This is a genomic window from Aneurinibacillus sp. Ricciae_BoGa-3 (genome assembly GCF_028421645.1).
Lineage (GTDB): Bacteria > Bacillota > Bacilli > Aneurinibacillales > Aneurinibacillaceae > Aneurinibacillus_B.
On the sequence record NZ_CP116887.1, the window covers coordinates 3,010,136 to 3,031,113 of the forward strand.

Sequence of the window (20,978 nt, forward strand, 5' to 3'; positions counted from 1 at the left end):
CCCTATTTTGAACCTAATGCCTTACCTACCTGATCTAATTGGTCGGTCATCCATTGAAGATAATTTTTACCCTTTGGCTCTGTTTCCGTTACCTGCACGATAGGAACACCGCTTGAGCGCGCAAGTTTAACCATATTTTCGACGGTCGGGCTAGAATTTTGTACGTTGTGTACAAAAAGTTTTACTTTTTTCCCTTTTAGATCGTTTTGTAGGGTGCCCACATCTACTGGAGAAGGATCCGTTCCTTCATCGATCGCTTTAGCAAATTTCGTATCATCGATCGTTAAATTTAACGGCTGTACCATATAGTCAAAAATAGGTTCGGATACAGCGATCGGCGTTGGTGAACTTTGTTTTAATTTCTGCACTTTCTCTGTTAAAGGAGCCAGGGAAGCAATATATTGTTTCGCTCTCTGATGATAGGCATCAGTCTGCTTAGCATCAATCTTGGATAATTGATCCGCAAGGGAATTTGCCAGTTTCGTCATCGTAGTGGGGTCATACCACACGTGCTCATTGTCTCCTTCTTTCTTTCCTTGTAAATCTTCGGCTACCTTAATGACAGATTTTTGTTCATTGGAAGAACCGGCATTGATCATCTTTTCCATCCAGGAATCATAGCCTGCGCCATTGTATACCACAACATTTGCGCTGTACACAGATTTCGAATTATCAGGAGTCGATTCATAACCATGCGGATCCGTATCCGGATTAGTGAGAATGGATGTAACCTCAACGCGATCTCCACCGACAGCTTGAGCTACTTCACCATAGAAATTTTCGGCTGCTACAATTTTTATCTTTTCGTCCTTTGCGGATGAAGCTGAAGTGGACGGCGCATTTTGTGAACTTGAGCATCCTGCAAGTACAAATACAGAAGCGAGGGTTAAAGCGAAAGTTGTTGTCCATACACCCTTTTTCATTTTTGTTTGCTCTCCTTTTATATTTTGGTATTGGCTGCGATTCTAGGAGCGTTTTGCCAGGGATAAACGATTTTCTGTCTGTGGCTGAATTCTTTCTCTGAAATTTCGCCAACCGAGGGCTGCGAAATAAAAAATGCCTTCAGTCGCTGTAATAAAGAAGCTAACAGGGGCATTGGTATAGTATCCAAGCACCAACCCTGCCCACACACCAAGCATAGCTATGATCGCGGAAAACAGAATCATTCGCGAGATAGATTTCGTTAAATGACGGGCCGTGGCCGCCGGTGTGGTCATCAGGGTAAAGACGAGTAAGGAGCCTACGATTTGCACGGCACCGACCACAGCAATAGAAAGTAATAATAAAAATGCCATAGAAATGAATTTCACAGGTAACCCGGCAGCTTCTGCTCCTACCGGATCATAAGAATCAAAGGTTAGCATTCTATAACCAAGTAATAGAAGGACTAATACGCCAATAGACAAACCTGTAATCTGCCAAACTTGTTCAGCGCTGATTCCTACCACACTGCCGAAGAGAAGAGAAAACGCTGCGGACGATTGACGAGAAGACAAGGATAAAAACAATAATCCCAATCCAAGAAAAATACTTAGTATGACATTTATGGAAAGATCTCTGCGAAACACTTTTACGCCTAATTGGCCGATGGCGAGGGAACTTATAGTCGTGAAGCAAAGCAAGCCATATAGCGGATTCCAGCCCATGAATACCGCAAAAGTAGCGCCTGAGAAACCGATTTCCGAGAACATGTGGGCAATAAACGATAACCCGCGGGTAATCACGTAAACACCAATAACACCACACATGATCGCAACCATGGTCCCTGCCAGGAAGGCATGTTGCATAAAATCAAATTCAAACATCTTAAACCTCCTACTGTACCCCTGGGTGTACACAAATTGGGGTGGCTGGCTCGATTAAATTAGGCGACGTTACCAGCATCTTCGAACCGGATTTGGTAATTTGCACGGGAGCCCCATATAATTGGGAAAGTACTTCCGGCTGCATCACTTCCTCTACTGTCCCCTTCACATAATTTCCACGGGTTAAATACAAGATTTCATGTGCGTACCTGGCAATCAAATCGATATCATGACTGACAAAAACCACACTGATTCCACGCTCACGATTCACTTTTTGAACGACCGCGGCCATCTTTTCCTGCGCACCGGGGTCAAGGTTGGACGTCGGTTCATCCAGAAATAATATCTTTGGATTGCGAAGTAGCGCCTGAGCTAAAAAAAGCCTTTGTCTTTCCCCACCTGATAGTTTTCCAATGGGTTTATCCGCATATTTTTCAGAATCAGTTAAAGACAGCGCTTCAGACACTAACGAACGATCTTTTTTCGTTAACCACGGTCTAAACCTGTGAGGCAGTCCAAAACTAACAAAATCTCGTGCGATGAGCGGCGTTTCCGGATCGATTTGGCGTGACTGCGGAACGTATCCTATGGCCGGAGAGCCAGTAGAAGTAATCGTTTTGCCCATCACCTTCACAAACCCCTGTTGAGGTTGCATGATTCCTAATAAAATTCGTAATAATGTGGTTTTACCGGCGCCATTTGGACCAATAATGCCCATAAATTCCCCTGGTTTCACAGAAAAGGATAAGTTTCTTATAATCCATTCCCCGCCGAACGAAATACCAATATCTTCAACCTCAATGGCCCCCATGGCAATAACTCCTTTCTGCTAAATAAGTAAAAAATTTCGAATAATGCACTTTTTTCATCCTGTTTAAATTGTCATCTCGCATGTAAATATATGCCGCACTTTCGTAATCATTACGTTTTCTATCTAATCATAATGATTACGAATTAGAATGTCAACATGAGAGAATAAGATGAGAAAAACATCGCAGGCCATGCCGCTCTCTCCTTTCCCCTCATAGAAGTTTTTACGGCCGCTTTGTGGAACGACGGACGGACCGGCAAAACATCTGGGTATCTCAATGATGGAGACAATTGCCTGTCTTTTTCGTCCTCTGTTCCACACGCTCCACAAGGGTAAAGAAAGGTGCGGACATGCGCCTCACGATGTTTTTCTTCGGTGTTTCGGGACCGGAGGTCCCGTTTAAAAAATCGCTCAAGGCACTTCAAAACCGTGGAGCCCATAAACTTTCCATATCGACAATAAAAATAAACAGCCTACCCAAAGGATTGGCTGTTTTACATTTGTTGTATGAAAATTACCCCGAAATTATCTTATCCTTTCATGACAAAATTCTTGAGCGAGCGGCGGAGAATTTTGCCTGTCGTATTCTTTGGCAACTCCTCCAGGAAAACGATTTTGTGCGGAACTTTGTACTTGGCTAATTCGGTACGGCAATATTCAATGAGTGCCTCCTCTGTTACCGATTTGTTGCAGCGCACTACATAAGCATGCACGGCCTCACCGAAGTTTTCATCCGGCACACCGATAACTGCCGCCTCAATAATCTCAGGATGCTGGTATAGCACTTCCTCTACCTCTCTCGGATAGACATTGTAACCGCCGACAATAATGACATCTTTTTTGCGGTCGACAATATAAATATAGCCGTCTTCATCCATTGTCGCCATATCACCGGTATGTAGCCATCCGTTGCGCAGCGTAATTGCGGTATCTTCGAGCATATTCAGATACCCTTTCATAACATTCGGGCCGCGGACGACGAGCTCGCCTACTTCTCCCCGTGGAAGTTCATTATCATTCTCATCTACTACCCGGTTCTCCACGCCAGGAATGCTGCAGCCGATCGATCCTGGCTTGCGAACGCCGTCAACCGGATTGAAGGCGGTAACAGGCGAAGCTTCTGAGAGCCCGTACCCCTCTGAAATGGTTTTATGGAATTTTGCTTCAAAACTGTGCAAAAGTGCGACCGGGAGAGCCGATCCCCCTGAAATACAAATGCGCAGCGTTTCGAGGTCTTCTGGCTTTGCCTCAGGATAGAGCATCATAAAGTTATACATCGTGGGTACACCGGCAAAGATCGTTGCCTTTGTCTGCTGGATCGTTCGTATCACGTCCCCCAGGCTAAACCGCGGAATAATGACAATGCAGGAGGCCAGAGCTATCGGAGCATTCATGCAGACTGTCATACAGAATACATGGAACATGGGAAGCACAGCAACCGTCTTATCCTGCTGCCCCATCTCCAAATACTCTGCAATGCTGTTGGCGTTGGACGTCAAATTCCTGTGGGTCAGCATCGCCCCTTTTGGCGCTCCTGTTGTACCGGACGTATATAAAATGATCGCGACATCATCCTCTGTAACTTCCACGTTGCCCCCTTCGATTCCATCTGTTGGTGTGAGAAGCTTAGAAAAAGGCCGAATCCACTCCGTTTCTTGCGTTTCGCCCAAAACAAAAACCTGCTGTAAATCCGGCAGCCCTGCTTTTAGGGCTTGAAAAGCAGGCAGCAGCGGAGCAACTATAATGGCTGACTTTGCCTGGCTGTTTTGCAGAATAAATTGGATTTCATGCGGGGTATAAATCGGATTGATCGGCACAACCTCAGCTCCGGCTAGAAGAATTCCATAATACGAAATGATGAATTCCGGTGAATTTCCTGATAGCAACGCCACTCGGTCACCCTTCTGAATGCACATTTTAATCAGATTGCCAGCCACATTTTGTGCGGCCTGCAAGAACTCACGGTACGTTGTACGCTTATTTAAAAATTCAAACGCAACCGCCTCAGGATGAGAGGCAGCTGAACGCTTGAGATTTGCATTTAATGTCGCCATATCATTCACCTCAACTTTAATTATGAAAGCCTTCGTGCCAGAGAAGCAAGTGAAAAAGAATAAACACCGCGGACATGCCGCTCTCTCCTTTCCCCCCGCGGAAGTTTTTCGGCCGCTTTCTGTGACGACGGGCGGACCGGCAAAATATTTGAGTATCTCAATGATGGAGACGGTTGAAGGTCTTTTTCGCCTTCTGTTCCAGACGCTCCTCAAGGGGAAAGAAAGGAGCCGGCATTGCCTCGCGATGTGTTTTTCTTTAGCGTTTTGGGGACCATACGGTCCCCATTTAAGAAATAACAATTACTTTTAACACTTTAAAGTAACATATAATTTCTTTATGGATGGAAAAGTAGGCAGGTTACCCTGCCCACTTCTTATTATTTCGCCGAGGTAACGTATTGTTCTGCTTCGATAACAGCAGCTGCAATGCTGCGCTTAAGCGAGATGGTATCAATGGGCTGAACACGAAGAAGCTTTTTCAGAATAGAAAGCTGGGTACGCTGCATATCGCCTTCACTTGCGGCAACCAGGACTTCTTTCGACCATTTTTCGATATTGCCCCATACATCGTGGAAATACGCACGGGTCATTTCAATTTGGAGGCGGGCTGCTTCTTCACCTTTAGCTGTAGCTGTTTTCTTAGCCCGCAGAAGTGCGGACTCTGCTGCATAAATGGTGATGACAAGGTCAGCCAGGTTGCTAAGAATTTCCTGCTGCTGCTCGATGTTTTGCATATATTTCTGAACGGCTACGCCGCCTGCCATCAAAAATACTTTCTTGGCTAATTCAAGCATTTTCGTTTCCGCTGAGAGTACTTCTCCTGTTTCCTCAAGTGTAACAGGTGGCACATAGCTTGTTAACTCTTTTTGCAGCGACTCCAGTGCGGGCATGAGAGCAAGGCGGCCTTTCAGCGCGCGTTTTAGAATGGTGCCCGGGATCAGCAGGCGATTAATTTCATTTGTTCCTTCAAAGATACGGTTAATACGGGAATCGCGGTACATTTGTTCCACTGCGTATTCCTGAATGAAGCCGTAACCACCATGGATTTGTACGGCTTCGTCCGCCACAAAATCAAGCGCCTCCGATCCAAATACTTTACAAATGGAATATTCCACTGCATGCTCTTCAATCGCTTTTGCCGCCTCGTTGCCGGCGTATTCGTCAAGATTAAGATCTTTTACTGCCTCATCCAGATAGGCTCCGGTACGATACGTTAAGCTTTCGTTTACGTAAGTGCGAATCGCCATGTTTGCAAGCTTATTCTGAATAAGCGGAAAGCTTGCGATAGGTGTATTGAACTGCTTGCGCTCCTTCGCGTATTTAACTGCCAGCTCTACGCCAAGTTTAGTGGAACCAACGCCGCCAACGCCTAGTTTATAACGCCCAATATTTAGGATGTTAAAGGCAATCTGATGGCCTTTACCAATTTCTCCAAGCAAATTCTCTACAGGCACTGCCACGTCTTCAAGGATGAGCGGGCGAGTGGACGATCCTTTAATGCCCATTTTCTTTTCTTCCGGTCCTGTGCTTACCCCATTGAATCCACGCTCAACAATGAAGGCTGTAAATTTCTCTCCATCGACTTTAGCATAGACAATAAATACATCAGCAAATCCAGCATTTGTAATAAACTGCTTGGAACCGTTGAGAATGTAATGCGTTCCCTCCGCGTTTAGAACAGCGGTTGTTTTCGCGCCCAGTGCGTCTGAACCAGACGAAGGCTCAGTTAAGCAGTAAGCCGCGATTTTTTCACCGGTTGCTAGTGCCGGCAGATAATTCTCTTTCTGTTCTTTTGTACCGAAGAAGACAATCGGCAAGGTACCAATTCCGATGTGGGCACCATGGCTTAGCGCGAAAGACCCGCCGCGCGTCATATTTTCTCCGATAAGGCTGGAACTAATCTTATCCAATGCAAGCCCGCCAAAAGCTTCTGGAATATCGGCGCTTAACAGGCCAAGATCGCCTGCCTGGCGAAGCAGTTTCACGGTCAGTTCATAATCAAGCTTTTCAATCTCTTCGTGTTTCGGCTCCACTTCTCCAGCAACAAAGTCGCGGGTTGTGCGGGCAATCATCTTTTGTTCTTCCGTAAAATCCTCCGGTGTAAATACATTTTGAAAATCGATTTCTTCCAGCAGGAATTGTCCGCCTTTGGGGAAAGTTTTTTGTTCGCTCATTTGAATTCCTCCTTGTATGTTAACAAAATGCTCAATTTACAAATTCAAAGACGCCTGCAGCCCCCATACCGCCGCCGATACACATGGACACAACTCCATACTTGGCGCCGCGGCGGGCTGCCTCATAAGAAAGGGAAACGGTTAACTTCGTGCCCGTGCAGCCGAGCGGATGGCCGAGCGCGATTGCGCCGCCGTTCACATTCACTTTATGCGGATCAATCTCCAGATGGCGTACAACATGCAGCGCCTGCGAAGCAAAAGCTTCATTAATTTCAAACAGGTCAACCTGATCCTGGGTAATGCCAGCGAGTTTCAACGCCTTTGGGATGGCGACAACAGGGCCTACACCCATAATTACAGGATCAACACCACCTACCGCGAACGACCGGAATATGGCAAGCGGCTTAAGGCCAAGTTCATCTGCTTTTTCCCGGGACATGAGGAGCACTGCAGCTGCGCCGTCACTCATCTGCGACGCGTTGCCTGCTGTTACGTTTCCGCCGCCGCGGAACGGTGATTTTAAATTCGCCAGCGATTCCACACTAGTTCCAGGGCGTACCCCTTCATCCGTATCGAAAACCATTTTGCTTATTTGCAGGCGCCCCTGGCTGTCGAAATACCTCTCTTTCAGCGTAAGCGGCACAATTTCGTCTTTAAATTTCCCATCGCGAATCGCGCGCTCTGCCTTTGCATGGCTCCGGGTAGCGAAATCATCCATATCTGCACGCGAAACATGGAAGCGTTCAGCAACATTCTCTGCCGTGTGGCCCATGCTGATATAAATTTCAGGATATTGCTCCACAATGTCCGGGTGTGGCGCCATTTTATAGCCGGTCATAGGCACATGGCTCATGCTTTCTACACCGCCGGCGACAACGACATCCGCAAAGCCGCACATGATTTTTTCCGCAGCAATGGCAATGGACTGCAGCCCGGAAGAACAGAACCGGTTAATCGTAAAAGCAGGCACTGTGGTCGGATACCCGGCATACACAGAGATAATCCGGGCCATGTTTAACCCCTGTTCCCCCTCAGGCATCGCACAGCCGATTACAACATCATCTATCATGCCTGGATCCACACCCGGAGCACGCTTAATCACATCCTTTAATACAGCTGCGCCAAGGTCTTCCGGCCGGGTGTTTCGCAGAGCACCCTTAGGCGCTTTTCCAACGGCGGTTCGCACCGCCGATACAATGACAGCTTCCCTCATGATCGATCCCCTCCTAATTGCGCAGTGGTTTGCCTTTCGTTAACATATACTGCATTCTTTGCTGGCTTTTTGGCTCGCCGCAAAGGCTTAAGAACGCTTCGCGCTCCAGATCAAGCAGGTATTCCTCTGTAACATACATATTCCGGTTCACATCGCCACCTGCAAGAACATGCGCCAGTTTATTGGCAATTTTCAAGTCATGTTCACTGATATACCCACTCTCGCGCATCGTATAAGCGCCGATTTGCAGAACGGCCTTCCCGTCACGCCCCACCACACGCACACGCTCTTTGCGAGGGGGCTGGTAACCAGTGGCATCAAGTGCGAGCACCGACTGCTTGGCGTCGTATAACAAGTGATCGCGATTCATCGTCACCTGGTCTCCTCTGCGTAAAAAGCCAAGCTCACGCGCCTCCTCTGCACTTGTCGATACTTTCGCCATCGCAATCTTCTCAAATGCTTTAATCACAAATGGCGTTAAATCTGCTTTATTATCGATGCGATCCACTTCCTGTGTAGTGCGTAAAAGAACCTCTTTCGTGCCCGCACCACCTGGTATCACGCCTACCCCAACTTCAACAAGACCCATGTAAGTCTCCGCATTCGCCTGAATCTTTGCCGCCGGCAGGCAAATCTCCGCGCCTCCGCCAAGCGTCATGCCAAATGGAGCAGCAACTACAGGCTTTTTCGAATATTTAATAGCCAGTGAGGCATGCTGGAAACGCTTCACAAGGTGATTGATATCATCCCAGTTATCATCTTGGGCTTCCATGAGTATCATCATTAAATTCGCGCCAACGCAGAAATTTTTTGCTTCATTCGTGATAACAAGCCCACGGTAGTTTCGTTCCACTTCATCCAGTGACTTGTAGAGCATCTCAATAATATCGAATCCGATCGCATTGTTCGGTGAATGAAATTCCAGACACGCTACCCCGTCTCCGATGTCAATCAAGCTCGCACCTGAATTCGATAAGACGGTCCCGCTCTTCTTGAAGGCTTTCAGGCTCATAACCTGGCGTGAAGCCTCTTCTTCGGCTCGCTCCCCTGTAAGGGCGTGGAAATATTTCTTTCCGCCTTCTTCCTCGTAAAAGGACTCCATGCCGGAAGCCAGCATTTCCTCGACCCACTGCGGGATTGTTTCGCCTTCCTGCTTCATCCGCTCAACGGATTTGCGTACGCCAAGTGCGTCCCATGTTTCAAACGGACCAAGTTCCCAGTTAAAGCCCCACTTCATCGCACGGTCGACATTGACGATATCATCTGCGATCTCCGGTACCTTACTGGCAGAATACAGAAGCACCTTCTTCAAAACGTTCCAGGTAAACTCACCTTCCCTTGAATGGCTGTAAGCAAGGGCAGCGATTCTCTTTCTTAGCCCCCCGGCCTGTTTCGCCTGTTCAACTGCAGCAAGCTTTTCTTTCTTAACCGGTACATATTCAAACGTATGGTAATCTAAAACGTTAAGTTCTCTGCCTTTCGCGGTTTTCTTCTTCTGGTAGAAGCCTTGCCCGCGTTTATCACCAAGCCAGCCATTCTCCACAAGCTTGGTAAGCATTTCAGGTACGACAAAAATTTGTTTTTCCGCCTGGTCTTGAACAAGGTTGTGTACATTGTTGGCCACGTGGACAAACGTATCCAGTCCAACCATATCAAGTGTTCGGAAGGTAGCGCTTTTGGGATGCCCAACAGCCGCACCCGTCATTGCATCTACCTGTTCAATCGTCCAGCCTCCCCGCACCATTTCAGCGACTGTAACCATGAGGCCGTAAACGCCAATCCGGTTGCCGATGAAATTAGGGGTATCCTTGGCTAGTACAACACCCTTGCCAAGCGTGCGTTCACCAAACTTTTTCATGTAAGCGATAACATTTTTAGCGGTATCGCTCCCGGGGATAATCTCCAGCAGTTTCATGTAGCGTGGCGGGTTGAAGAAGTGGGTTCCAAGAAAGTGCTTGCGGAAGGCTTCACCTCGTCCTTCTACCATGCTGTTGATCGAAACACCGGACGTGTTGGAACTAACAATCGTCCCTTCACTCCAATTCTGCTCAACCCGCGCAAACAGCTGTTGTTTTATTCCAAGATTTTCAACGATAGCTTCAATAATCCAATCGACTTCTTTAAGCTGAGATAAATCATCTTCCAGATTACCGGGTGCGATTAGTTCGGCGTACTTCTGTACGAAAAGCGGTGCCGGCTTTACTTTAAGCAAACGTTCCTTTGCTTCTGCTGCAATCCGGTTTCGAACAACGGAATGTTCTAGGGTTAATCCCTTCGCCTCTTCCTTTTCAGTTAGCTTGTTAGGAACGATGTCCAACAGCAGTGTTTGAATGCCAGCGTTGGCCAGATGGGCTGCAATGGCAGCTCCCATAACACCCGAGCCGAGTACGGCGGCTTTTTGTATACGCCTCTCCATCTTACTACCTCCTCAGAGACAAGTATGTAATGAATGAACATTCAATCAATTGTTGTCGAATGAAAAACCCCTGATTAAACAGCGGCATATTAGTTTGAATGAATACTCATTCATAAATTCATTAAATAAAGTTAAGCGGTAATCTTCTGATTATTATTGTAATATATTTGTGCAAGATTTTCCAGCCCTTTTTTTATATCCTTTTTAATAGGTCATGTGCTGAGCTGACATTCATATGCTTAAAAGACAACCATTAAATTTAAAGGGAGGCACACCGTTGGCCGGATTCCTGCTAGATTTATTACTGGCTGTTTCAGCCCTGTTTTCGATTCTTTTACTTGTTTACGGTTCGACCCCCTTGTCAGGTGCTCACCCGAAGTTGCATTCACGACTGGTTAAATGGAGCGCGGTACTGACTACCGCAACAATTGTTGCCTTTTATCTCCGCTCTCTTTTATTTCCGCCTACGTAACTTCAGACTCAGCTCCAATACCTTGAGACAGTTTTAGTGTTACATCTCCACACATTGTAGGGTATTATAATAAACAGAAAAAGGAGATGACACAGTAATGAGAATTAGCGAACCGGCAAAAGCTGAAGTTTTGCGCCTCTTTGAAGAGGAGAACATCAGCTGCCTGCGCATATTTTTTGGCGGATATGGCTGAGGAGGCCCGAAAGTAACGATGGCTCTGGAAGAGCCATATGACCAGGATATAATAGAAGAAATTGATGGTATCCGGATTGCAATCGATCCGATGGTCCATTCAACCGTTCAGGATGCTGAACTCGATTATACCTCCTCACATTTCGGAGGCGGTTTTCAATTAAACGGTGGAAATACATCGGCCTGTTAGCTGATAAAAGCCGGCAGTTGTTGCTTCCAGGGAAGCGACCAGCTGCCGGCTTTCTTATCGTATAGGAAAGTATATTTTGCTTTAACGTATTGAAGTGCGTTGAGCAATTTTTTAAATGGGACCTCGTTCCACAAAGCGGCCGTAAAAGCTTCTACGTGGGGAAAGGAGAGAGCGGCATGGCCCGCGATGTTTTTCTCACTGCCTTCTACTCCTTTTTTTCTTCGCTGAGAATGGTCCACCCATTCTCCTGGTATACGCGCCGCTCTTTCATAAGCTTGCCAATCGCTCTCTTAAACGCGGCCTTGCTGATATCGAACTTTTCTTTAATAATTTCCGGGTCCGTTTTATCCGTGTATGGCATGCGCGTGCCACGATTCTTGATGTACTGATAAATCTTTTCCGCATCCTGGCTGTAACTTACTTCCTTACGCTCGCGCATCGTCAGGTTTAGGCGGCCATCTTCGTCCCGCACGCGGGAAACTCTGGCGGTGATCTTCTGTCCGACCCGCAGCGGTTCATTCGTTTCATCCCTGTGAAGGAACGCGAGGTGTTGGCCCTCGGTCATGAGGAAAGCCCCGATTTTGATAATTTTATAAATGTAACCGGAGACATCTTTATTAAACAGGCTCTGGTCAGCCGGCTCGCTAATTTCAACAAAATCTTCCTCTTTGCCGAGTACAGCGAGCAGCCGGCCCTGGCGATCATGCTCCAACTGTACATACACCCGGTCACCTGCCTGGGGCCACTTATCTTTCATTTCAGGCAGCTGGTCGGCCGGTAAAAGCACGTCTTTTTTAAATCCAATATTTAAAAAAGCTCCCATTCTCGGATGAATGTCTACAACCTCAAGCCAACCAAATTCACCAAGCTCAATAAAAGGGGTAAGCTGCGTTGCTGCCAGGCGGTCCTGATTATCATAATAAAGGTAGACTTCGACTTCATCACCAATCGCAATATCCTCTTCCTTTATTTCACTTTCATGCAGGAGTACATCTGTCTTTCCGTCAGACAGGAAATACCCGAATGGCGCTTCACGTTCAACTTTTAATGTTACTTTGGTTCCTGCTTCTAACATATTTCTTGCATCCTCCTTATGATCAGCGTGATGTCCCGGCAATTGCTGATTTTCCCGCCTGAAATGCTTCTTTTATAAAAGGAGATACAGCGGACGGCTTGCCCCGAAAATAAGCAGGCGTGCTTATATAGAGCATTTTCTTCGCCCTTGTAACCGCAACATACGCCAGCCGCCGCTCTTCTTCCATTGCTTCCAGCAGCAGTTCCCCCTCTTTAGCTTGAAGCCAGATATCTGGTTTATCCTCAGGGCTTACCGCAATACTGTGGGGCAGCACGCCGTCGATCATGCCAATGAGAATGACAACCGGGTACTCCAATCCTTTTGCGCTGTGAATCGTCTGGAGCGTGATTCCCTGCCGGGTATCCGTATCCTTCTGTTGTTTTCGAGATTCCCTCTCGCGAATAACACGGTCCACATACGACAGAAATTCAGGCACCGTTTGAAATCCCTTCACAGCATCTTCGAGCTCTGAGAGATCATCGCGCATGATTTCTTTATGATACGTAACCGCCCCGTCTTCCTGGCTGCCGAGGAACTTATCGTAACCCCCGCCTGGTTCATTGCGAATCTCCTTTACTGCCTGCAGGGGTGTAACGCGGCTAATGCTTTTGATCCATGGAACTCTCTCTTCCCGTAGCCTGCGTTTCTGGTATGCGGGCAAGTCCAGTTCGCCGAGTGCATCTATGTAAGAGATGCCCCTCTGAATAGAAAGAATCTGCAGTTCTTTCATAAATTTAGCCTTACTTATATACAGGCACGGGAGGACTCCTTCGAGCGCTTTCTCATTGTATGGGTCCAGAGAAAGCCGCAGAAAATCAAGCACCGGCCTAATGGTGGACAATTCATAGAAAGTCGGTTCGTCCCGGTGTGTGGTAAAAGGAAGACCGCTCATCAGGAGCCGTTCATATAATGTGCGCGCCGTACTGTGGGTCCGATACAACACCGCGATGTCATGGTAGCGATACCCATCCGCTTTCACCAGCTGTTGAATAAGCTGCAAAACATCATCGGCTTCTCTCTCCACTGATTTTGGCTGCCAGTACATCGGCATACTGGAATCCCTTTGTGTAACCTTTAACTTCTTATCAAATCGCCGTGTATTGTGGCGAATTATCTCATTCCCTAACCCGACTACCCCACCGGGTGAGCGGTAATTAATATCAAGTGTGACGCGACTGCAGTCTGGATATACCTCGGGGAACTTTAGAATAATGGAAGGATCGGCCCCCCTCCACCCATAAATCGCCTGGTCCGGGTCTCCAACCACACAGAGATTGGATTCTTCCGCCAACAGCCTAATCATTTCATATTGTGCATAGTTTGTATCTTGGTATTCATCTACCATGATATATTCCATCCGCTTGCGCAGGCTTTGCAGGTATGATTGGTGCTGCTCAAGCACATCAATACACCCGGTGATTAAGTCCTCAAAATCGAGGAGTTCATTTTCCAGCTTGTACGATTCGTAACTGCGGAAGACGTCCCGTACATCCTGCTTCACCAACTCCTGGGCCTGCTCATTCAGTTCCCTATTTCTCCAGTACATCCCGTTTTTTATATGGGCAAACAAAGCAAGCAGCGTTTCTGATTCATACTGCTCTCCCACCGCAAGCTCGCGGGTGATCTGCCCAACCAGAAATTCTTTCTGCTTCTCACTCATAATGCGCGGTTTATTGGTTAGCTTATGAAAATAAATGGTACGCGCCAAAGAATGAAAAGTGCCAATGATAATTTTGTTTACCATGCCGGGGGTTATGCCTGGAATACTCTTCAGCCTGTCCTTCATTTGGCCTGCTGCTTGTCTCGTAAAAGTAACTAACACAATATTCTGCGGGGGGACTTTTCGTACAAGCATGAGGTAGGCCGTCCTGCATGTAAGCACGGTTGTTTTTCCACTGCCGGCGCCCGCATTAATGAGTACAGATCCATCGCAAGCCCTGACAGCTTCTACTTGCGCCTTATTTAACCGAATATTGCTTGCTTCCAGTGAACGAAAGAAAAAAGCATCGGCCTCATGATTCCCTACAAGTTCTTCCGACGTAAGTGAACTTGACAGTTCTGCCAGCGGAATAGCGCCTTGCGCAATCCCTGGCGGCATGCGGTCCATGCTTTGCAGTAATTGTGTAGTCTCTATCATGTAAAAAAACTCCCATATACAGTGCTATCTTCCACTATACAGGAAATGATCCAAAAGAGAAAGAAGTAGAAAAAAACTTTCATTCTTATCAAATAAAATATACCTTTTGTTGAATCACATGGAATAGGCCCGCCAATGCCACCCAGGGTAAAGGGTGATATATAGCGGGCCATTCTAATCTATCCGAAGTTTCTCCACTCTGTTTATATTTTCTATCTATCTGTTTTTTTGTTTATCTCTATTTGTCTAGCTTTCTGTCTATATATTTACCGGGTCATTCTTATCCGCTTCAAAGTGGCTGCTCTCCAACATCGAACCGGTCTCAGCATAGCGGATATGCCAGGACAGTGCCTTCTCAAGCACATGCGGCGTTTGTCCGCCCCGCTTGCACGCCTCTTCAAAGTACGCCATAAGCATGGGGCGGTAAGTTGGGTGTGCACAATTTTCGATGATGCGCACCGCTCGTTCTCTTGGAGCCAGCCCGCGCAGGTCTGCAATCCCCTGCTCTGTCACAATCACATCTACGTCGTGTTCCGTGTGGTCAACGTGAGAGGCAAACGGCACAATGCTCGAAATCAACCCATTTTTCGCTGTTGATTTGGTTACAAAAATGCCTAGCCGAGAATTGCGGGCAAAGTCTCCCGAACCTCCGATGCCGTTCATCATTTTTGACCCGTTGACATGCGTAGAGTTAACATTTCCATAGATATCGGCTTCAAGGGCTGTATTAATGGCGATAAGTCCTAGACGGCGGACAATTTCCGGATGGTTCGAGATTTCCTGGGGCCTTAGCATAAGTCGATCGCTGTAATGGCCGAAATTATTCAGTACTTTATCAATTTTCTCCGGCGACAGTGTAATCGAGCAGCAGGAAGCAAACCTCACTTTCCCTGCATCCAATAAGTCAAACACCGCATCTTGCAGAACTTCTGAGTAGACCTCTAGATCCGTAAACTCTGAGTTTAGAAAGCCATGGAACACCGCATTTGCAACCGAGCCGACGCCTGACTGCATGGGTGCCAGGTTCGGACCCAGCCGGCCCGCTTTTACTTCCTCGCGCAGGAACCCAATAAGATAGTCGGCGATAACAGCCGTTTCTTCATCCGGCTTTACAATTTTGGATGTTATATCGCGCTGGTCCGTAAATACAATCCCTTTTATTTTCTCCGGCGGGACAGGCAGGTAAGGAATGCCGATTCGCTGGTCCACATTGATGAGGGGGATTGGCTGGCGCTCGCCTTGCTTACCTGGTTCGTATAAGTCATGCACACCTTCCAGCTCAGCAGGCTGTGATAAGTTCAACTCCACAATAATTTCTTTTGCTTTTTGCACGAAGCTGTACGAATTGCCTACCGAAGTGCTCGGTACAATATACCCCTCCTCCGTTATTGCAACCGCTTCCACAATTGCGATATCAATAGGCAGAAAATCCGACCGGATTAGTTCTGCGGTATGGGACAGATGCTGGTCAACAAAAAGAACCTCACCTTCATTTATCTTAGCTCGCATTCTTTTTTCAGATTGGAAAGGAAGCCTTTTATGGATAATCCCGGCTTCCGCCATAATGCCGTCTACTTCCGAATTTATTGATGCGCCTGTATACACATTAATTTTAAAAGGGTGCAAGTTTTCCTTCTTAACGCGGTCCACAAGCGCCCGCGGCACAACCTTTGCGTCACCAGCCTGGGTAAACCCACTGAGGCCGACCGTCATGCCGTGATGAATCCATGTTGCAGCTTCTTCTGCTGTGACGATTCTATTCATTAATTCACTACTACGCAAACGACTTTCTATCATCCTTAAACCGCCTCCTGTCCTAACCGGCTAATCGTGTATAATATTCTTAATATATACAGTAGCACGCCTAATGCTGACTTGCCTTGAAAATAGGACAAAGCAGCGAAAATGGCGATAAAATAGAAAAAAATAAAGGTAAGCCTTTACATTCGAATTTAATAATAGCCGTCAGAGCATGCACCGAGCGGCTTTTAGAATCCCATCATCCTGCGAAATACGCTGGCGTACTTCTGGCTGACAGGCACTTTGCTTTTTTTTCCATCCCTTATAACAAGCAGGAAGGTGGAGTGAAAATCGGGATGAATTTCACGGATGGCATTCACATTTACAATGTAGGCGCGATGAATGCGGATAAATTTATCTCGCGGGAGTATCCTTTCGAGCTCAACCAGGGTATATTTATTCACGTATACGCCATCCTCGGTATACAGCAGCGTTTTTCCTTTGTCTGATTCAATAAAGTTGATTCTAGCAAGCTGTATTGGAATCCACTTGTCCTCGGTTCTCCCGATTAAGAAATTGTGTTTGGGAAGCTTCTCCACGTCTGGGCCGCCAAACGGAGGGAATATGGCTGTTATGCACCCTTCTGCGTCTGTACCGTTAAAAATAGGCATTCCCATTCCATAATAGGGCATGCCGAACAGCTTCTCGTCTACCAATTGCGCGACCTTTGCCCTGTTTAGAACAGCCCTCAGGCTAACGGTGCCTTCTTTGAGAGAATCACCGGGCTTAATTTTTAGGTCGATACTTTTACTTGGCTGATAATAAATAAACCGGGATGTGTCCGCTATCGCTATCGAAGCCTCCTGCGGAAAAACCTGACTGATCGCCTCAACAATCTCACGAACGGATGATTTGTCCACTTCTCCCTCTCCCCTTTTCGACAAAATCTCCTATACTTACTATAATACCATGTACATGCCGGGTAAGAAAAATTATTTTACTCTTACTAAACAAAAGGACTTTCGTTTTCGTCTAATTTATTAAGAGGGAGATTAGGTCTTCCGAAGGTTTATAATGGAAACGTAATGTGCAAGAATAGGAAATGATTATGTGAAGGGGAGGACAACTTATGCGTGTACCGAGGATACTATTTTTGATGCTTCTGACTATACTGGTGGCCGCAGGCTGCTCGAGTGCTCCAACCGGCTCGCAGGCAAATGGCGGTCAGACCCAACAGAATAATACTCCTGAAAAACCTGCAACTGAACAAGCAACACCTGCACAACATAACCAGACCGCTATCAAAAAACCTGATGCGCTAAAGCAAAAGCAAGTGGCATTTATTTATACGGACGATAATTTAATGGACCAATATAAAGAAATGCACACCATTCAGTACAAGACAGTTGATGAACTGCCGCTGCTTGCTCTGAAAGAATGGCAAAAAGGCCCACAAAACAAAAAACTAATCTGCTTGCTTCCACCGAGCGTTGAAATTCAGTCTGTAAAAAGAGACGGAGACAACGCAGTCGTTAGCTTTTCTTCCAACATTAAAAAAGCAGCCAATATGGGTTCAACTGGAGAGGATTTGCTTGTTAAACAAGTAGCAACGATTATGAACCAGCTTGGATTTAAGGACACCATGTTTGAAATTGATGGCAAAAAAATTGAATCGCTGCTGGGCCACGTGGACACCACTACACCTGCACAGCCGCTTGATTTAACACAGGTAAAACAGATGAAATAACCCTAATTGGCAAAAGGCCGCCCTTTTTAAGAAGGACGGCCTTTTTTGTTTTTTTACCAGAAATAGGAAGTTTACATGCGCAAGGCTGGCTTCATAACCTGCCTTGTATCTCCATAAGATATCGTGCATACCCCATCGGATTTGAATACGTATTCTTCCACTCCTTTAGCAGTGCGCCGTTACGAAAACTATACCGCTGGTCTCGTCCGTTGCATTCAATGAAGAATGGAAAGCCTTCATTAGAAATACCAATATCGAGTCCGACATCAGCCAGATCAGGCAAAACCATGCTCAGGCGCTCGACAATGGCCAGCGAAAGCTGTGTGATGGACTGGACAACTTCACGTTCCTTTAAATTTGGATACTCCTGCAGGAGCTGTTGAATGGTGTAGACCTTTCCACCCTGACCTACATTGCTCAAGTAGTGGCCCGCTTTTGCTACCTTGCCGACAATCCCGGTAATTGACCATTCGCCGGTGAAGTTCCTCTGAACGGAAACCCGGAAATCAAATGGCCGCTTCTTATACTCGGCAAGCGGCAGGGCCTCCTGGATAAGATAAGCACGTTTTTCAAAAGCCTGTTGAATCCGCAAGGGTATTTGCTGCTGGAATTCTTTGCGCAGCCACACGCGCTTATTATTGATCATTTCACGATATGGAAGCACCCATTTGTTTTTCTTTTTCTCAATCCGCATAATCCCCGCGCCAATGCTTCCACTATCCGGCTTCAGAAAAAGCGCCCGGTGTTTGCCCATCATATAACGCAAATTGTCCAGAGAACCACTGACCGTTTCAGGAAGATGATCAGCAATCGCAGGATCTTCAACGAGCAGGGAGTGAATATACAGCTTTCCATAGCGGTTCCAGCGGTTAAAAATGATAATGCCCCGTTCCGCCAGCTGAGTGATTTTGTTCTTTGCAATGCGGGAGAAATAAAGAGCACGATTATGGATAATAGGAGGAAGCGGTATTTCAATTAGTTGGTAGCTTTGTGCAGTTTTAACATAAGCTTTAACCCTGTCACGCTTGGGAGAGACATCCTCAAGGCAAAAGTAACAGGGCTTCACTCCATACTTCTTCGCTCCTTCATCGTAAAAGGCGAGCTTCTCTGTTTGGGTTTTTCCGGTCGGTATTCCTTTGAACATTGATCTATTTAACAACACTCCCACGTAAGGAACATTCATTGTACGCCCCCCAGCCTGACAAATATCCATGTAAGGCGTACGTCTTGCTAAAGCAGGGTGCGCCTTATCCAGTTATACGATATGTGATTATTGGCAGGATTGTTCCTGCAACATTGACCCAGCTTCATTGCACTACAGGCGTGCGCCTGATAATATGCTAATTAGCAAAAAGGGAAGGAGAATGCATGTATGAAGTTAAGTGTATTAGACCAGTCTCCCGTTCTCACGGGTTTCACACCGGGACAAGCACTCGAAGAAACGGCCAAGCTTGTGCAAAGCGTGGAAGAGCTGGGCTATTCTCGCTTCTGGGTGTCCGAACACCATCAACTGGATGCGCTGGCCGGTTCATCCCCTGAAGTTTTGCTTGCCCACCTCGGTGCACGCACCACCAGCATCCGGATTGGTGCCGGCGCCGTCCTTCTTCCCTACTATAGTCCTCTTAAAGTGGCTGAGAATTTCAATCTGCTTGCCACGCTCTATCCAGGGAGGATTGATTTGGGCATAGGCCGCGCACCAGGCGGTTCCGCACACACATCGCTTGCGCTGCGGGAGAATTATCTGCAGAACGTTTTCCGTATGCCTGAATTGGTTAAAGAGCTGCAGGACTTTCTACTCCATACTGCGGCTGTAGACCACGCAGGCGAGTCGCCAGCGGCTTACCCTATTCCACCGGTTCAACCCGAGCTGTGGATGCTTGGCACGAGCAGTAAAAGTGCCGGGTACGCTTCAGAATTAGGCGCTGCGTTTGCTTTTGGACATTTTATGAGTGATGGCGACGGACCTGAAATAATAAAGCAATATCGGCAATCTTTTACACCCTCATCCGCCCTGCGCAGCCCTAAATCGCTGATTGCCGTGTCAGTCATCTGCGCGCAGACATCCGAGCAAGCGGAACAGCTGGCGGTGAGCCAGGATGTCTGGTCGATTCGGATGGATGCCGGCCAGGGGAGGGGCACAATCCCTACAATAGAGGAAGCTGCAAATTACCCTTTTACCGCGGCTGAGAAGACGATGGTCCGCCAAAGAAGAGAACGTATGATCATCGGCAATCCCCGGCAGGTAAGAGAAAAGCTTTTAGTGTTGGAAGAACGATATCAGACGGAAGAATTTATGATTGTAACGATCACCCCCAGCTATGAGGCAAGGCAGCGCTCTTATGAACTCCTGGCGGAAGCGATTCTAAAGTAGCCTGGGATAAATCTTCTCCACCTGCGGATGGCAGACAAGAGCTTCACCTGTCTCTGAACCCGAACAGGTAACCTAACCGCGTAGGGGAGAAAATTGGAAAACATGCCGCGGATGGAAGATGGCAATACTTCTCATATAGAATCGACTGTGAAAGGAGTGTACAGATGAAACACATAAAAGCCTTTATTATAAAATTTCTCCGGTTTCTATTCGATATTTACATTTTTATCGGGCTTGTTTACGACCAGCCATTTTCCATCGTTTTTGAACTAAGCCTTGTCCTTTCGCTCATTTCTTATATACTCGGGGATCTTATTCTCCTTCCCACGCTTGGCATTAATAGCGCAACTGCCGCCGATTTTGTTATTATCGCCCTAGGAATATGGCTTGGTATGCTTGCTTATGGCGTAAATGTCCATATTTTTGTTTATGTTCTACTTGCCCTCTTCCTCACTGTAGAAGAATTTGTGTACCATGTATACGTACAAAATAAAATATTCAATAAGAAGTCCACAGTAAAAGGCAAGCTAGATAAGCTGTACGATTAAGCCAGCTGCGACAAGCCCTCTTGGGCAGGCAGT

The 20,978-nt window shown here is 46.9% G+C and carries 17 protein-coding genes; 4 read left to right on the plus strand and 13 right to left on the minus strand.

What is annotated here, in order from left to right; all coding sequences use genetic code 11:
• Positions 1–2 precede the first annotated feature (2 nt).
• The 7 genes from PP175_RS15225 to PP175_RS15255 all read right to left on the minus strand — a co-directional run bounded on the left by PP175_RS15225 (position 3) and on the right by PP175_RS15255 (position 10,473).
• Positions 3–923, minus strand: a complete 921-nt coding sequence (locus PP175_RS15225; protein ID WP_272439180.1) for a metal ABC transporter solute-binding protein, Zn/Mn family — start codon at positions 921–923, stop codon at positions 3–5.
• Between the two features lie 42 nt (positions 924–965).
• Positions 966–1,805 (minus strand): metal ABC transporter permease, encoded by an 840-nt coding sequence (locus PP175_RS15230; protein WP_272439181.1) that lies wholly within the window; start codon positions 1,803–1,805, stop codon positions 966–968.
• A gap of 10 nt (positions 1,806–1,815) precedes the next feature.
• Entirely contained in the window at positions 1,816–2,616 is an 801-nt protein-coding gene (locus PP175_RS15235) for a metal ABC transporter ATP-binding protein (protein ID WP_272439182.1), read from the minus strand.
• Positions 2,617–3,146: 530 nt separating this feature from the next.
• Complete coding sequence (locus PP175_RS15240; RefSeq protein WP_272439183.1) at positions 3,147–4,670, minus strand: long-chain-fatty-acid--CoA ligase; 1,524 nt, start codon at positions 4,668–4,670, stop codon at positions 3,147–3,149.
• A gap of 377 nt (positions 4,671–5,047) precedes the next feature.
• Positions 5,048–6,844 carry an acyl-CoA dehydrogenase family protein gene (locus PP175_RS15245; protein ID WP_272439184.1) on the minus strand — a complete coding sequence of 599 codons (1,797 nt, stop codon included), beginning with the start codon at positions 6,842–6,844 and terminating at the stop codon, positions 5,048–5,050.
• A gap of 31 nt (positions 6,845–6,875) precedes the next feature.
• Entirely contained in the window at positions 6,876–8,057 is a 1,182-nt protein-coding gene (locus tag PP175_RS15250; RefSeq protein ID WP_272439185.1) for an acetyl-CoA C-acyltransferase, read from the minus strand.
• A gap of 13 nt (positions 8,058–8,070) precedes the next feature.
• Complete coding sequence (locus PP175_RS15255; protein WP_272439186.1) at positions 8,071–10,473, minus strand: 3-hydroxyacyl-CoA dehydrogenase/enoyl-CoA hydratase family protein; 2,403 nt, start codon at positions 10,471–10,473, stop codon at positions 8,071–8,073.
• 683 nt (positions 10,474–11,156) lie between these two features.
• Between PP175_RS15255 and PP175_RS15260 the strand changes: the two genes are divergently transcribed.
• Positions 11,157–11,327, plus strand: a complete 171-nt coding sequence (locus tag PP175_RS15260; protein ID WP_272439187.1) for a hypothetical protein — start codon at positions 11,157–11,159, stop codon at positions 11,325–11,327.
• Here PP175_RS15260 and PP175_RS15265 read toward each other — a convergent pair.
• The 5 genes from PP175_RS15265 to PP175_RS15285 all read right to left on the minus strand — a co-directional run bounded on the left by PP175_RS15265 (position 11,324) and on the right by PP175_RS15285 (position 17,199).
• Positions 11,324–11,566, minus strand: coding sequence for a hypothetical protein (locus PP175_RS15265; RefSeq protein WP_272439188.1), 243 nt, complete (start codon positions 11,564–11,566; stop codon positions 11,324–11,326). The two genes, PP175_RS15260 and PP175_RS15265, sit on opposite strands and share 4 nt — an antisense overlap.
• Complete coding sequence (locus PP175_RS15270) at positions 11,533–12,402, minus strand: CvfB family protein (RefSeq protein WP_272439189.1); 870 nt, start codon at positions 12,400–12,402, stop codon at positions 11,533–11,535. The genes PP175_RS15265 and PP175_RS15270 overlap by 34 nt, the downstream gene beginning before the upstream one ends.
• 22 nt (positions 12,403–12,424) lie before the next feature.
• On the minus strand, positions 12,425–14,539 hold the full coding sequence (locus tag PP175_RS15275; RefSeq protein WP_272439190.1) for an ATP-dependent helicase: 2,115 nt from the start codon (positions 14,537–14,539) through the stop codon (positions 12,425–12,427).
• Positions 14,540–14,797: 258 nt separating this feature from the next.
• Complete coding sequence (locus tag PP175_RS15280; protein WP_272439191.1) at positions 14,798–16,336, minus strand: succinyl-CoA:acetate CoA-transferase ScpC; 1,539 nt, start codon at positions 16,334–16,336, stop codon at positions 14,798–14,800.
• A gap of 191 nt (positions 16,337–16,527) precedes the next feature.
• Positions 16,528–17,199 (minus strand): LytTR family DNA-binding domain-containing protein, encoded by a 672-nt coding sequence (locus PP175_RS15285; protein WP_272439192.1) that lies wholly within the window; start codon positions 17,197–17,199, stop codon positions 16,528–16,530.
• Positions 17,200–17,408: 209 nt separating this feature from the next.
• Between PP175_RS15285 and PP175_RS15290 the strand changes: the two genes are divergently transcribed.
• Positions 17,409–18,026 carry a GerMN domain-containing protein gene (locus tag PP175_RS15290; protein WP_272439193.1) on the plus strand — a complete coding sequence of 206 codons (618 nt, stop codon included), beginning with the start codon at positions 17,409–17,411 and terminating at the stop codon, positions 18,024–18,026.
• Between the two features lie 91 nt (positions 18,027–18,117).
• On the opposite strand, the gene PP175_RS15295 is transcribed toward PP175_RS15290, so the two are convergent.
• Positions 18,118–19,209, minus strand: a complete 1,092-nt coding sequence (locus PP175_RS15295) for a YheC/YheD family endospore coat-associated protein (protein ID WP_272439194.1) — start codon at positions 19,207–19,209, stop codon at positions 18,118–18,120.
• A gap of 189 nt (positions 19,210–19,398) precedes the next feature.
• Between PP175_RS15295 and PP175_RS15300 the strand changes: the two genes are divergently transcribed.
• Both PP175_RS15300 and PP175_RS15305 read left to right on the plus strand, forming a co-directional pair.
• Entirely contained in the window at positions 19,399–20,397 is a 999-nt protein-coding gene (locus PP175_RS15300; RefSeq protein ID WP_272439195.1) for an LLM class flavin-dependent oxidoreductase, read from the plus strand.
• A gap of 164 nt (positions 20,398–20,561) precedes the next feature.
• Positions 20,562–20,945: a DUF2512 family protein gene (locus PP175_RS15305; protein WP_272439196.1), complete on the plus strand. Its 384-nt coding sequence runs from the start codon at positions 20,562–20,564 to the stop codon at positions 20,943–20,945.
• Positions 20,946–20,978: the final 33 nt, after the last annotated feature.